Genomic DNA, 12,672 nt, shown 5'->3' with positions numbered 1-12,672 from the left:
ATCACGGCGTCTTTTTTCAGCGGTGCGGAACCCGGACGAGCCCGTATCCGTCGATACTCCCCGTTGGGGAGCGGCGGAAGGCCGATTCAAGTTGGGAAGCAAAGCGCTTGTCGTCGCGGGCCTCTGATCGGAAGACGGCTCCGGCGACCAGGTCTGCGAACTGTGTACCGGGGCTGTGGTGTGAGGCCGCAATGAACAGTCCCTCGATTAAATTACTGTAGTTAGCCGTATTCTTGCCGCCGGCGAGCAAATTCTGGTGAAACTCCTTGAGGCGGTCATCCTGGTCGTTATTTCGATTGTCGGCGACGATCATGCCGTTGACACGCACTCCTGCTAATCACTCAAGGTCTTGCAAGAAGTACTGGAAGCGCTCGCTGAGTTTCTTGAATGCGTCGTGGTAAAGGTCATCGGCATCCCTAATGTGGATCTGCTCATACGCACGAACGGTGTCGACCACCACGGCAATGACCTTCACCGAGTTGTACTTCGTTATTGCAGCAAGCAAGTGAGAGCGAAGCTCCTCCTTCGCGACGGCATCCAAATGGCTGAGGGCGTGAGGCCGTGACCCGGCACGAGACGGAGCAAAGTATCGCCATTTGATCTCGCCGACGACGTTGTGGCGCGACTTCCCCAGCTCAAGGTCGGCACGGATCTTGGACCACACGTCCTCCGGAATGATGACGCCGGCCAGCACGAAGATCGCGTTGCTAGGCGCTTGCACGGGGGCCGGAGCGGTACCGCTCTCGTCGACAAACATGATGTGCACGCGGGCAACTCTATTGGGTCGTCGCTGATGCTCTTCACATTCGCCGCGACCAGACTGACACCGCGCTCACAAGCGAGTAGTTGGCGGTGGTCGGGGCTATGTCGACGGCGCCGGCGGTGAGCACCTGGCGGCGACGCACGATGTCGGCGTCATGTTTCGGGTGCGCGCCGACCGCTATGGCGGCTTCACTTCGAACGTCCGCGACGTCGTCTCCCACATGGACTGATCATCCGCGCGAATCAGGACACCCGCTGTCCCCAGGGAGCCAGACGAGGTTCGAGATCGCGAGCCAGCCGTCTCTCGCGCGCATCTGCCCGCCTGAGGTGCAGCCCAGCCGGACGTGAGAACACGGGCCGGAATCCGCCCAACTAGAGCGAGATCCGGTCACATCGTCACCTCCTCGCGGAGAATCACGGAGTCCGACCTGACACAAGAGTGGTGCCCGGAAGATACACGAATCACCCATCTCGTCGTCGTCTCCTGACGTCGGCGCCTGTCCCGAGACGGCGCCTGCGCCAGAGCTACTCTTCGGGGCATGCCTCTCGCTCTCGTGACCGGCGCTGCTCGCACGAACAGCATTGCCGCCGGCATCGTGCCTCGCCTGGCTGCTGACGGCTGGACCGTCGTGACCAGCGATCTACACGCCGGCGACGTCCCCTGCGACCTATCCACCGCCGACGGCCCCGCGAAGCTGATCGCGGAAGTCTCCCGCATCCACGGGCCGATCACCGCTCTCGTTCTCAGCCACGCGCACGATGTCGAATCAGGGATCCTCGACACCACCGCCGAAAGCCTCGACCAGCACTTCGCCGTCAACGCCCGCGCCGCCCTCTTGCTCATCGCCGCATTCGCGCGGCAGATTGGTGCCACCGGCGGCGCGGTCATCGCGTTCACCAGCGACCACACCACGGGGAACCTCCCCTATCCACGTGTGCGGGGGGGGTCTGCGCTCCGCACGACGTGAGGTGGCCGCGGTTGTCGAGACGCGTGCCCCGCCCTTCCGAGCACGTATCGCGCCCTACCTGTTTTGAAGCCATTCCGGACCGAGATCCTGCAGCCCGTAACCGCGGGGGTAGACCGAAGAACCGGATACTCCCGGGATGAAGCCGGGCCTTGGGTGTCGCCGGCGCCGAGCGCGCACGAGAGACATGGATGCGTAGACCGCCTTCGCGAAGAGAGGGTGCACCGCAGGGAGATGGAGTGCGCGAGCGACGGCGTCATCGTCGATCAGCGCCGCGAGGATTCGAGACCCGAGCGGACGCAGCGGCGCGGGGAAACGGTCCACGAGCACGGCGAGTGTCGCTCGCATCAGTGATCTGGAGGAGTTGCTAGGGGCGACGTTCTCTGCCTCGTAGGCGGTGTAGAAGCGCTCTGCGGCGTCGTAGGTGCTTGCTGGCTGGGCGATGCCCATCCGCCGACCGATCTCCGCGAAGGTCTCGGCAAGAGAGTCCCGTTCCGACCTAGAGAGCGAAGAACCGCCGTGGGAATCGATCCATCGGGTCGGAACGACGACGAAGGACTGAAGCACGTAGTGGAAGTCGTCTGGCAGGGCCTGCACGCGCTCGTGAGCGCGTACGAGGAGGTCGAGGGCCTTCTGACCACGCGGCGAGCTGAGGCCATTCACGACGATCTCGAGAGTGATAAGCGCAGTGTCGTAGGACCGCTTGCGGGGTGAGCGCCCGATTTCGCCACTCGCCGACAGGTGATCGGCGATGCGTGGCACCGCGAAGGAGCGGTAGTACGCAAGGAAGAAACCGACACGCATGTCGAAGGCTCGTCGGCAGACGATGAGATCTCGAGCGACCGCCTCCGACTTGAGGTAGGCCTCGCTCAGACCATCATCACGCTGCTCCACACCTCGATCGTAGATTGAATGATGAGTTGTTCGCAGTTTTGAGGGAGTGGGAGGCGATTGATGAGGTGATGACGTCTCGACGAACGCGCGTGGCCCGACAGCTGCGTCTCAAAGGGCTATCCGGGATTCGGGCGCTCCGGGGCCTACAGGCATCCGGAGGAATCCGTCGCGTTCGGAAAGCGAGACGGGCGAGCTTCCCGGAGCGCGCGACGTCGTCCGTACCGCTCATCGGGAGCCAGCAGCACGAGCGCGCCACGTACGGAGCGCTCAGCTCCGCCGAGGCAGCCTTCCCGTCGATGGTCGCCGAAGCGGCATCTGCATTTGCGCAACACATTCGTGCTCCGCGATTCGACGGCGCGGACGGAGTGACTAACGCCCCTCCCCCTCCCCGCCCGCGAGATGCTTCTTCAGTACACCTCCACCGGCATGTCGCGTACCGAAGAGGCATCTCGCGGGCGGTTTTAGCGGCGCTTCTCGGGGGTGGGGAGGGTGCCGGCGGCGCGGGCAGCGGCGGACCAGGCGTGCGCCTCCTGCTGACGCGTCGCCTCGGCGCCGGTCGCGATGGCGGCACGGACGTGCTCGGGGGCGTAGCCGAACGCGGCGACGAGGTCGGCGGCGTGCGGGCGGATGCGGGCAAGCAAGCGGTCGATATAGGAGGTGACAGCGAGCGCACGCTGCGAAGAAAGTCGGCCGTGGATGAGGTACCAGTCGAGGTGCTTCTCGATCAGGCCGAGCCCGAAGAGGTCGCGGAGCCACGTGAGGACTGTGCGGGTGCCCGCATCCTCGATCCCGTCGAGCGCCTGCGTAAACGCCTCCCACTGGAGCAGTTCCGCGTGCGCGCGGGCGGCTTCGATCAGCTCGTTCTGATTCGCGTTGAACAGGCGGGCGGCCTCGTCGGCAGAGAGTTTCGACGCCGGGCGCAGGCGCGACGCGATGCTCGAGACCATGCTCTCGACACGGCCGGTCAACAGCTCGCGCTGGTCCTCCCGTAGCTGTCCGACGGAGCGGGCCGTCGATCCGCGGTCGGCGACGACCTGGGCGAGACGCCGCAATCCGGAGGTGTCGACGGTCGCCTCCGCAACATGGGAGGCAGCGTAGCGCGCCAGATCGGTCGGCTGCGCGTCCTTGAAACGGCGGCCGACATCGGTGAGCAGACGCTTTGCGACGAGCTGAAGCAGCACGGTGTTGTCACCCTCGAACGTCGCGTAGACATCGAGGTCGGCGCGCAGCTGGGTGAGACGGTTCTCGGCAAGGAATCCCGCGCCTCCGCAGGCCTCGCGCGCCTCCTGAAGCGTATCGAGCGCATGCCAGGTCGAGAGAGCCTTGAGACCGGCAGCCAGGGTTTCGAGATCCTGCCGCGACTGCTCCGTGTCGTTCACGCCCGAGAACACTTCGTCGAAGGCGCGCAGCAGCTTCTCGTGCGCGAAGCCGGCAGCGTACGTGGTGGCCAGGCGCGGCAAGAGGCGGCGCTGGTGACGTTGGTAGTCGAGCAGAACCTCCTCGCGCTCTCCCCCGCCCGTGAATTGGCGGCGTTGGTCGCCGTAGGTGACGGCAACGGTGAGTGCGATCTTGGCGGCGGCGACCGAGGCGCCATCGAGCGAGACGCGGCCCTGCACGAGCGTGCCGAGCATGGTGAAGAAGCGGCGACCCGGACTCGCGATCGGCGAGGAGTAGGTGCCGTCTGCGGCGACGTCGCCGTAGCGGTTGAGCAGGTTCTCACGCGGGACGCGGACGCCGTCGAAGTGGAGTCGACCGTTGTCGATCCCGTTCAGCCCGCCCTTGAGGCCATCGTCTTCGCCGCCGACTCCGGGGAGGAACCGGCCATGCTCGTCGCGAATCGGCACGAAGAAGGCGTGGACGCCGTGGTTCACGCCGCGGGTGATGAGCTGCGCGAACACGACCGCCGCGCGCCCATCGATCGCCGCGTTGCCGAGATAGTCCTTCCACGCCGCACGGAACGGGGTCCTCAGGATGAACTCGCCGTCCTCGTACGTGGCAGTCGTGGCGAGGGAAGCGACGTCGGAGCCGTGCCCCGTCTCGGTCATCGCGAAAGCACCCGGGATCTCGAGGCTCATGATGCCGGGCAGCCACTTCTCGTGGTGCGGGCGAGTGCCCAGGTGCAGAACCGCGGCGCCGAAGAGTCCCCACTGCACGCCGGACTTGATCTGGAGCGAGGGGTCGGCGGTGACCAGTTCCTCGAAGCCGGCGATGTTGCCTCCGTGATCGGCGTCTCCGCCGAGGTCGCGCGGGAATGCGCGGTGCACGCCGCCCTCCGCGGCGAGGATGCGCATCTGCTCCGAGACGCGGGCGCGGTGCTCGTTCATCGGGAGACCGTCGAGGCGATGCAGGTCGGCGCGGGCCGTCAGCGCGCGGGTGGCGAGACGCTGTTCGCGCCACGCTCCGAGCAGCGTCTCGCCGAGGGCGGCCACGTCAACGGAAGGGGCGCCGTCGGCATCGAGGCGGGCGTCGACCTCGGAGCCGAGCGAATCGATCGGCGGCGTCGGCGAGATAGAGCCGGTGCGGGAGCGGCGGAGCCGGGAGCGGCCGGTAGCGGCGCGGTCTGCGGCATCGGCGGCGGAGCGAGGGTGGGGAGCGGTACTGACCATGGTGTTCGTGTCCCTTCGACCGTCTTTGGTGGGGACCGCTCCCGGCGCATCGTGCGCCGGCGGGCGCGGCAGCGGAGGCGGTCTGAGCACGGTAGGCCGCGCGGCGCGAGGTCGGAAACGTTCCGTGGCGGGGGCACAAAGGGCGCAGGGCGAAGGCGTCGACGCGTTGTCGGAACCGGCCAGGCACAGGGAGGAGCCCGCTGACGTGGGGCTGGTATGCGTTCGTCGCATTTCGGTGATCGGGAGAGAGGGGTGGCATCTCGCGCCAGGATGAGCGAGAGGAGCCGACAACGGTACGCTCGAGAGATGAGCAGTGGTCGGTTACAGGTTGGCGACCGGGGCTTCACCTGGCCGCAGCCACCTCGTCCCATCGATTTCGTTGCGACCATCATTCTGATCGCTGTGTCCTTCTACGCGATGGGGGTGGTGTGCGCCCTCAGCTCGCTGGCCGCCAACTACCCGGGGCGAGGCTGGGGGCCGCTTACTCACGACGGCCTCCGCTCGTTCTACACCGTCCTCGCGAACGCAGACTGGGTCGTCTACGCAGCGACAGTCCTGCTCGCCATCACGCGGCTCGTTCGGGAGAAAACCGCCTTCTGGGTCGTGCCGGCGGGTGTCGTCGCCTCCTTCCTCTGCGCCCTCGTCCCCTACCTGTTCTTCACCCGTGACTGACGGCGGTGACCGGATCGACGTCGGTGGCCGGGGATATGCGCGCAACGACCGCCGCTGGGATGTCGTGCTGACCCTGGCGCTCCTGCCCCTCGTCTGCTTCGGAGCGCTCCTCGCGACACCGGTGATCATGCCGCCGAACTGGTTTCGGTTTCTGAGCGACGCGAGTGAGCCCCTGCGGCTGACGCGCGAGCCTCCCTCCTTCCTCTCGTTCTCTCTGCAGGTCGTCTTCTTCGTCTCGGTCGCGGTCTCGGCAGCGCGACTCGTCGCGGGGAGGAACGCCTGGTGGGTTCCTGTCACCGCGCTCCTCGTTGAGGGCTGCATCGTCACGTTCGTGCTGGTACGGTGACGCGCCCGAGAGGGTGTCCCGCGTCCGTCTGGCTAGCGTGCTGCACCATGAGTGACGATGACAGCGACTGTTCGGCAGTGGTGCAGAAGGACCGTGTTCCGCGTCCGGGATCGACCGCTGATCTCGTGGTGACGCTGATTCTCCTGCCTGTCGGCTTCGTTCTCACCGCCGCGGTCTCGATGATGGCGCTCGTCGCCGCCGCGCTGGGCGCCGCCTGTACCGGATCCTGCTCCGACTCCTTTGTCAGGACAGTGCGGTTCGTCGTGGCGGCAGCCGTCTGGGTGCCGTTCTTCCTCAGCTCGGGGGTGGCGGTTGTCCGCCTCGCTCGGCACCGGGGTGCCGCGTGGGTGCCCGTGATCGGAGCGGTTGGAGTGATCGCGGTCACCGTGATCGGGTTAGGAGTGGGGCGCAGGTGATGCTGACGAAACCGGACGATGCTCGGCGCGTCGATGACCCTGAGCTTTTCGCCGCCGACCTCATCGCAACAGTGCTCCTGCTGCTCGGTCTCGTCGTCTGGTCACTACTGCGTTCACTCGCCGGTCTGATGCTCGGCATCTGGTCGTCGCTCTGCTGGGCGGAGCCGTGCACGAAGGCGTTCTTCGCTCCGGGCACCGCTCTCGCCCTCGGCGGGTTTTGGCTGATCATCTTCGCGACGGTCGTGGTGTCGGTCCTTCGATTGAGACGGCGCACACTTGCGGCCGTGATTCCCCTCATCGGCTTGCTGGCCTCGTCCAGCTGGTTCGAGTGGCTGGCACGGATGTCGTCGGAACGGTGACGGCGACGACCGGAACCGTCGCTCGCTTCGGAGGCTGAGCGAGCCGGCGGCTGGGCGCGGTTGCTGCTTCATCTGAACCGAGTGACACCTCCGCCTGCGCTCCGGGTCAGTAACTGTCCCAGCCGGGCTCCCAGTCGGGTTCGTCCGGCGGGACCCAGTCGTCCTCGGGCGGCTCGGCGGACGAGACCGGCGGGCGAGCGGGCTCACGGCCGAACGAGGGCGTGGCGCCTCCGGAGCGGGAACCGCCGCCGCGGGCGGGCGGACTGCGACGAGGAGCGGGCGCCTCCTCGCTCGGCTCCGGTGCGACGATCTCTGGAGTCTGCCCGGCGACGACCGCGAGGACCGCGTCACCGTAGGTGAGCAGCTTCTTCTGGCCGACGCCGCCGATGATGCTGAGCGCGTCCATCGTGGCCGGTTCGGTCGTTGCGATCTCGCGGAGGGTCGCGTCGTTGAACACGATGTACGCGGGGACAGACTGTGCCCGTGCCTGAGCGGCGCGCCACTCCCGAAGGCGCTCGAAGAGGGGCTGCGCCTCTCCGGAAAGCTCGGCGACGGCGGACCGGCCGGAGCGCGTGGCTCCGCTTGACCTCGTCGGTTTCTCGGGCTCCTGCCGCAGCTCGACCGTGCGCTCACCACTGAGCACCGAGGCGGAGGCGGGAGTGATTACCAGCGTGCCGAAGCCGTCGTCGTTCACTCCGAGCAGCCCCTGCGCGAGGAGCTGACGGGCGACTCCGCGCCACTGGGTGTCGCTGAGGTCGGCGCCGATGCCCCAGGTGGCGAGGGCATCGTGCTTGTACTGGGTGGTGCGCGGCGTGGTCTTGCCTCGCACGATGTCGATGATGTGGCCTGCGCCGAACTGCTGGTTGCGCTCGCGCTTGAGTCGCACCACTGTCGACAGGAACTTCTGCGCCGCGACCGTACCGTCCCACGAGGCTGGCGGCTCAAGGCAGGTGTCGCAGTTGCCGCAGGCGGTGCTCTGCTGGCCGAAGTAGGCGAGCAGGTTGACCCGGCGGCACTGCACCGTCTCGGAGAGGGCGAGCATGGCGTCGAGGTGCGCGGACATCCGCCGACGATGCGCGAGATCGCCGGGCGACTCGTCAATCATGCGACGCTGCTGAACGACGTCCTGCAGGCCGTAGGCGAGCCAGGCGGTGGAGGGCAGGCCGTCGCGACCGGCGCGACCCGTCTCCTGGTAGTAGCCCTCGACGGATTTGGGCAAATCGATGTGCGCGACGAAGCGGACATCTGGCTTGTCGATCCCCATGCCGAAGGCGATGGTGGCGCAGACGATCACGCCCTCCTCGCGGAGGAACCGCGACTGGGCGGCGGCCCGGACGCGGGAGTCGAGACCTGCGTGGTACGCGACCGCATCGAAACCGGCCGTGCGCAGTGCCTCGGCTGTCGCCTCCACACTCTTGCGCGAGAGTGCATAAACGATTCCCGCGTCGTGCGCGTGCTCGCGGCGGAGGAAGTCGATCAGCTGCTTACGCGGCTCCACCTTGTTGACAATTCGGTACTGGATGTTGGGGCGGTCGAAGCTCGAGACGAAGTGGCGGGCCGCGCCCAGGTGCAACCGGGTGGTGATCTCGCGGTGGGTGGCCTCGGTGGCGGTCGCGGTGAGGGCGATGCGGGGGACGTCGGGCCAGCGCTCGGCGAGTTCGCCCAGAGCGAGGTAGTCGGGGCGGAAGTCGTGGCCCCACTGGCTGACGCAGTGCGCTTCGTCAATGGCGAAGAGAGCGATGCGTCCGCGGGCGAGGAACTGCTTCGTACCCTCGTTGCCGAGGCGCTCGGGGGCGACATAAAGCAGGTCGAGTTCGCCAGCGAGGTAGGCGCGCTCGACGCGGTTACGCTCGCCCGCGTCCTGCGTGGAGTTGAGGAATTCGGCGCGCACGCCGTTGGCGCGCAGGGCGTCGACCTGGTCTTGCATGAGGGCGATAAGCGGAGAGACGACCACGCCGGTACCCGGGCGCACGATCGCCGGGATCTGATAGCAGAGGGACTTGCCGCCACCGGTGGGCATGAGGACGACGGCGTCACCTCCGTGAATGACCTGCTCGACGATGGCCTGCTGCTCACCGCGGAAGGATGCATAGCCGAAGACCTTCTCGAGGATTGCCTGAGCCGCGCTCGCGTCGCCACGGGGCTCCGCCTGGGCGGCGGGCGTGGTGGAAGCGGCAAAGACGGTTGCGGTGGGGTCTGTCACGCGGGGAACTCTACCGGCCGCCTCCGACGCCGCCCCGGGTGCGCGGGGTTCTGTGGAGAGAGGCCCCGAGGGGCGGGTTGTGGAGGGGCGTGCGGGTCGGGTGGCGACGGGGTGCGGCAGGCCAGGACGACGTCAGGCTCGCTGGAATGGCCGGGTTGGGCGAGCCGAGCGAGGTGTGGCGAGCCGAGTGGCGCCTCCCCGGGGTGGGAGCGGGGGTCAGAGGTCGGTGACGGTTCTGGTGTTGCCGTCCCAGAAGCGGATGCCCGCGAGGCCGACCGTGAACGGCTCGCCGAGCAGCGGTACGGCCTGGCCGAGGTGCTCGGCGCGGAGGCGGCGCGAGAGGCTGATGTGCGGCGTCCATGACTCCGGAAGTGACGTCTCGATGCCTCCCGGGACCAGACGCGCGGTGCGGGCGTGCAGCGCCTCGAGGGCCGGCGAGCGGATGACGCCCCAGGCAAGCACGAAGCGGCCAGCGTGCGGGAAGAGGAGGATGGCGACCAGGTCGACGGAGTCGGGCAGCGGGGCGAGCGCGCCCGGGTCGGGAGCGACGAGTTCGGGGCCCGCGACGAGGGTGAGATGTGGGCGGTTGCTCTCCGAGGTGTGCAGGGCGAGGCTCGGGATGCCTGCCGCCTCGAGTGCCTGCCACTGCCCGCGGACGCGCGCCTCCGACTCCGAATCGAGGAGCACTTCGATGCTGCGCATGCTCCCATCCTGCCGGAGCTGAACGCGCGAGTCGCTTACGCGAAAAGCCAAAAGTTGTCGCACTCGGGGGTCGAGTGCGACAACTTTTGGACAGTGGCGAGCGTGCCGACGGGTCGGACCTCGCGCGGGCGCGGGGCTGGCGCGAGAGGCCAAAAGTTGTCGCACTCGGCGTCGAGTGCGACAACTTTTGGATAGTGGGGCGGGGGCCCGAGGGGGCGGAGCGGCGGAGGGCGGGGCGGGGGCGGCGGGCGGCCGCGCTCAGCCCACCGTCACGAGGGCGGCGAACAGCTCGGGGGCGCGGCGGTCCACGATTCGCCCGCCGACGCGGATGCCGACCGCGGCGAGCGCCGAGCCCAGCACCAGCGCCACCGCTAGCGACACCACGCCCGACACCACGTCGCCGCCGATCAGCGAGATCGCTCCTAGCACGATCGACGGCGCCGCAAGCAGGCCGGTAGCGGCCATGCTGCCGAACATCACGACACTCGAGATCACTCCCGACCCGGGCGGCGTCTTCAGCGGGCTGTCCCCCGGCGCCGGCACGGGGTAGACGACCAGCGAGGACGCGACGCTCGAGACGCCAAACCCGCTCAGCACCAGCGCGAGCGACATCCCGAGCACGCCGGGCACCGCCTCCGGACGCCCGGCGTACAGGCACGTGCCGACGGCCACGACGAGCACCGCCGGGATGCCGATGAGGGCGGCGGCGATGACGCGACCGGCGCGATCGGCCGACCCCGTCACTCCTGAACTGACGTGCGCCGCCCACGCGGTGCCGTCGTAGGACACGTCGGCGCACAGGGTGACGCCGAAGATTAGCCCGATGAGCAGGCTCGACAGGACGACAAGCGTGCTCCCGCCGCCGCCGATCACGGAGTAGAAGACCGCGAGCACGACGACCGCGGGCACGACGAGCAGCCCGCGGCTGTATCGGGGGTCGCGCCACCAGTAGCCGAGCGCGCGGGCGGCGACCGCGCCGGTCGGAGTGCCGGGGAACCGAGCGAACAGGCCAAGGCCCGCGGATCCGGAGGCGGAGTGCGCGCCGGTCGCGGCCGGCTCGGCGAGTGCGTGACGCAGCGCTCGCGCCCATGCCCACACCAGCGCGGCGAGGGTCGCGAGCCCGATCAGCAGGCGCGCGACCGCCGCGACCCCGTCGCCCGCAACGACGGAGCCGGGCACGGCCCAGATCGCGCCGAGCGGCGACCAGCCGAGAGCCGTCGCGATGACGGGAAGCACATCGAGGCCGCCGCGGATCACGTTCGTGAGCCCGACGATGAGGGGGCCGAGGAGGATGACGACGACGAGCACGACTCCGCCGATCACTTCGCGGTAGCGGCGGCTCGAGCCCAACCCCGTGGTCAGCGCGCCGATCAGGCGGGAGGCGACCACGCAGATCGCGACCCCGATCACCGCCGAGACGACGGCGGGGAGGATGCCGACCGGGTTGCTCCACCAGGCCGCCGCCGACGCGAGCGCGCCGAGCGAGGTCACCAGTCCGGGGATGCCCGCGAGTCCGGCCGCGGCGAGCCCGAGCATGAGGGTGCGCAGCGGAATCGGGAAGGTTGCGAGAGTGGGCAGGTCGAGGCTCTGGTCGGAGCCGGACACGAAGATCGGCCCGAGCACCCAGCCGAGGATCAGCGCCGATCCGCCGAGGATCACCGCGACGTTCGCGAACGCAGGGTCTGTCGCTCCGAGCGCGACCAGCCCCGTGAAGACCAGGCCGAGCACGCCGATCGCGTACAGGCCGCCGACGATGACGCCGATCAGCTGCCAGACGTTGCGCGTCAGCGAGTTGCGGAGGAGGAGCAGCCGCAACCTCAGGAGATGCGCAACCATGCCGGTCCCTCCTGGTGAGTGCGGCCGCCGACCAGTTCGACGAAGCGCTCCTCGAGGCTGGAGCCGGCGCGGACCTCCTCGAGGGTGCCCGAGGCGAGGACGCGGCCCTCGGCGATGACGGCGACGCGGTCACACATCCGCTCGACCAGGTCCATCGAGTGGGAGGAGACGATCACGGTGCCACCCGAGGCGACGAAGCCGGTCAGGATGTCGCGGATGTTCGCGGCTGACACCGGATCAACGGACTCGAACGGCTCGTCTAGCACGAGGAGGCGCGGGGCGCGCACGAGGGCGCAGGCGAGCGCAATCTTCTTGGTCATGCCCGCGGAGTAGTCGACCACGAGCGTGCGGTCCGCGGAGTCAAGACCGAGCAGCGCGAGCAGGTCGTTCGTCCGCTCGATCACGGTCGACCGCTCGAGCCCGCAGAGCAAGCCGTAGTAGGTGACGAGCTGGAGCCCGGTGAGGCGGTCGAACAGCTTCACGCCGTCGGCGAGGACGCCGATCAGTCGCTTGGCCGCGAGGGTGTCCTTCCAGACGTCGACGTCGTGGATTGTGACGATGCCGTTGTCGGGGCGAAGGAGCGCTGTAGCCATCGAGAGGGTCGTCGTCTTGCCTGCGCCGTTGGGGCCGACGAGTCCGAAGAAGGAGCCGGCGGGGACGTCGAGGTCGATGTCCTTGACCGCTTCCTTCTCACCGAAGCGCTTACGCAGGCCGCGGATGCGGAGGGCGATCTCGCCGTGGCGGCCGGTCGCCTCCGGGGCCGCCCAAGCCGGGGTGGGTTCCGGGGCGTCGGCGGGTGTCGTCACGTCCATGTGTGTCCCTTTCCGGGCCGCGGTGCGCAGCCGCCCGGCCACAGTAGACGCACCGCCGTCCGCGCACATCCGTCACACGACGGAGTCTCCTCCACGACG

The 12,672-nt window shown here is 68.5% G+C and carries 12 protein-coding genes and 1 pseudogene; 5 read left to right on the top strand and 8 right to left on the bottom strand.

All coding sequences use genetic code 11. The features are described 5' to 3' along the window. Positions 1-16: 16 nt before the first annotated feature. Positions 17-757 (bottom strand): annotated as a pseudogene (locus B0H03_RS17310) (DUF3800 domain-containing protein). A 43-nt stretch (positions 758-800) separates the two neighbouring features. After that, positions 801-983, bottom strand: a complete 183-nt coding sequence (locus tag B0H03_RS00335) for a hypothetical protein (RefSeq protein WP_104266153.1) — start codon at positions 981-983, stop codon at positions 801-803. 318 nt (positions 984-1,301) lie between these two features. Here B0H03_RS00335 and B0H03_RS00330 point away from each other — a divergent pair, with 318 nt between their 5' ends. After that, a complete protein-coding gene (locus B0H03_RS00330; protein ID WP_104266152.1) occupies positions 1,302-1,730 on the top strand; it encodes an SDR family oxidoreductase in 429 nt (142 codons plus the stop codon). 54 nt (positions 1,731-1,784) lie between these two features. Here the strand turns inward: B0H03_RS00330 and B0H03_RS00325 are convergent, their stop codons facing one another. Together B0H03_RS00325 and B0H03_RS00320 are read right to left on the bottom strand one after the other, a co-directional pair. Continuing rightward, on the bottom strand, positions 1,785-2,621 hold the full coding sequence (locus B0H03_RS00325) for an oxygenase MpaB family protein (RefSeq protein WP_104266151.1): 837 nt from the start codon (positions 2,619-2,621) through the stop codon (positions 1,785-1,787). 461 nt (positions 2,622-3,082) lie between these two features. After that, on the bottom strand, positions 3,083-5,227 hold the full coding sequence (locus B0H03_RS00320) for an acyl-CoA dehydrogenase family protein (protein WP_104266150.1): 2,145 nt from the start codon (positions 5,225-5,227) through the stop codon (positions 3,083-3,085). 306 nt (positions 5,228-5,533) lie between these two features. Here B0H03_RS00320 and B0H03_RS00315 point away from each other — a divergent pair, with 306 nt between their 5' ends. Genes B0H03_RS00315 through B0H03_RS00300 form a run of 4 tightly spaced genes read left to right on the top strand, consistent with a single transcriptional unit; the run spans position 5,534 to position 7,020 of the window. Next, complete coding sequence (locus B0H03_RS00315; RefSeq protein WP_104266149.1) at positions 5,534-5,899, top strand: DUF6264 family protein; 366 nt, start codon at positions 5,534-5,536, stop codon at positions 5,897-5,899. After that, the gene (locus tag B0H03_RS00310) at positions 5,892-6,245 is read left to right on the top strand and encodes a hypothetical protein (RefSeq protein ID WP_104266148.1); all 354 of its coding nucleotides are present in this window, start codon (positions 5,892-5,894) and stop codon (positions 6,243-6,245) included. Before B0H03_RS00315 ends, B0H03_RS00310 begins: the two co-directional genes overlap by 8 nt. A 47-nt stretch (positions 6,246-6,292) precedes the next feature. Next, positions 6,293-6,661 carry a DUF6264 family protein gene (locus tag B0H03_RS00305; RefSeq protein ID WP_127844067.1) on the top strand — a complete coding sequence of 123 codons (369 nt, stop codon included), beginning with the start codon at positions 6,293-6,295 and terminating at the stop codon, positions 6,659-6,661. Further along, positions 6,658-7,020, top strand: coding sequence for a hypothetical protein (locus tag B0H03_RS00300; protein ID WP_104266146.1), 363 nt, complete (start codon positions 6,658-6,660; stop codon positions 7,018-7,020). The genes B0H03_RS00305 and B0H03_RS00300 overlap by 4 nt, the downstream gene beginning before the upstream one ends. Positions 7,021-7,126: 106 nt before the next feature. Here the strand turns inward: B0H03_RS00300 and recQ are convergent, their stop codons facing one another. From recQ to B0H03_RS00280, 4 genes are all read right to left on the bottom strand, one after another. After that, entirely contained in the window at positions 7,127-9,133 is a 2,007-nt protein-coding gene (recQ, locus tag B0H03_RS00295) for a DNA helicase RecQ (protein ID WP_241560518.1), read from the bottom strand. A 306-nt stretch (positions 9,134-9,439) separates the two neighbouring features. Further along, on the bottom strand, positions 9,440-9,925 hold the full coding sequence (locus B0H03_RS00290) for a 2'-5' RNA ligase family protein (protein WP_104266144.1): 486 nt from the start codon (positions 9,923-9,925) through the stop codon (positions 9,440-9,442). A 258-nt stretch (positions 9,926-10,183) separates the two neighbouring features. Continuing rightward, positions 10,184-11,761: a transporter gene (locus B0H03_RS00285; RefSeq protein WP_104266143.1), complete on the bottom strand. Its 1,578-nt coding sequence runs from the start codon at positions 11,759-11,761 to the stop codon at positions 10,184-10,186. Then, complete coding sequence (locus tag B0H03_RS00280) at positions 11,743-12,573, bottom strand: ABC transporter ATP-binding protein (RefSeq protein WP_104266142.1); 831 nt, start codon at positions 12,571-12,573, stop codon at positions 11,743-11,745. The genes B0H03_RS00285 and B0H03_RS00280 overlap by 19 nt, the downstream gene beginning before the upstream one ends. Between the last annotated feature and the right edge of the window lie 99 nt (positions 12,574-12,672).

It is taken from the genome of Rathayibacter iranicus NCPPB 2253 = VKM Ac-1602 (assembly GCF_003149025.1).
GTDB lineage: Bacteria > Actinomycetota > Actinomycetes > Actinomycetales > Microbacteriaceae > Rathayibacter > Rathayibacter iranicus.
This window is presented reverse-complemented; position numbering and strand designations above follow the sequence as displayed.

Bases quoted from the DNA above. Each gene is read 5' to 3' on its own strand.
- B0H03_RS00290 (WP_104266144.1), bottom strand. From the start codon at position 9,925: ATGCGCAGCATCGAAGTGCTCCTCGATTCGGAGTCGGAGGCGCGCGTC.
- B0H03_RS00280 (WP_104266142.1), bottom strand. From the start codon at position 12,573: ATGGACGTGACGACACCCGCCGACGCCCCGGAACCCACCCCGGCTTGG.
- B0H03_RS00320 (WP_104266150.1), bottom strand. From the start codon at position 5,227: ATGGTCAGTACCGCTCCCCACCCTCGCTCCGCCGCCGATGCCGCAGAC.
- B0H03_RS00285 (WP_104266143.1), bottom strand. From the start codon at position 11,761: ATGGTTGCGCATCTCCTGAGGTTGCGGCTGCTCCTCCTCCGCAACTCG.
- B0H03_RS00330 (WP_104266152.1), top strand. From the start codon at position 1,302: ATGCCTCTCGCTCTCGTGACCGGCGCTGCTCGCACGAACAGCATTGCC.
- B0H03_RS00315 (WP_104266149.1), top strand. From the start codon at position 5,534: ATGAGCAGTGGTCGGTTACAGGTTGGCGACCGGGGCTTCACCTGGCCG.
- B0H03_RS00305 (WP_127844067.1), top strand. From the start codon at position 6,293: ATGAGTGACGATGACAGCGACTGTTCGGCAGTGGTGCAGAAGGACCGT.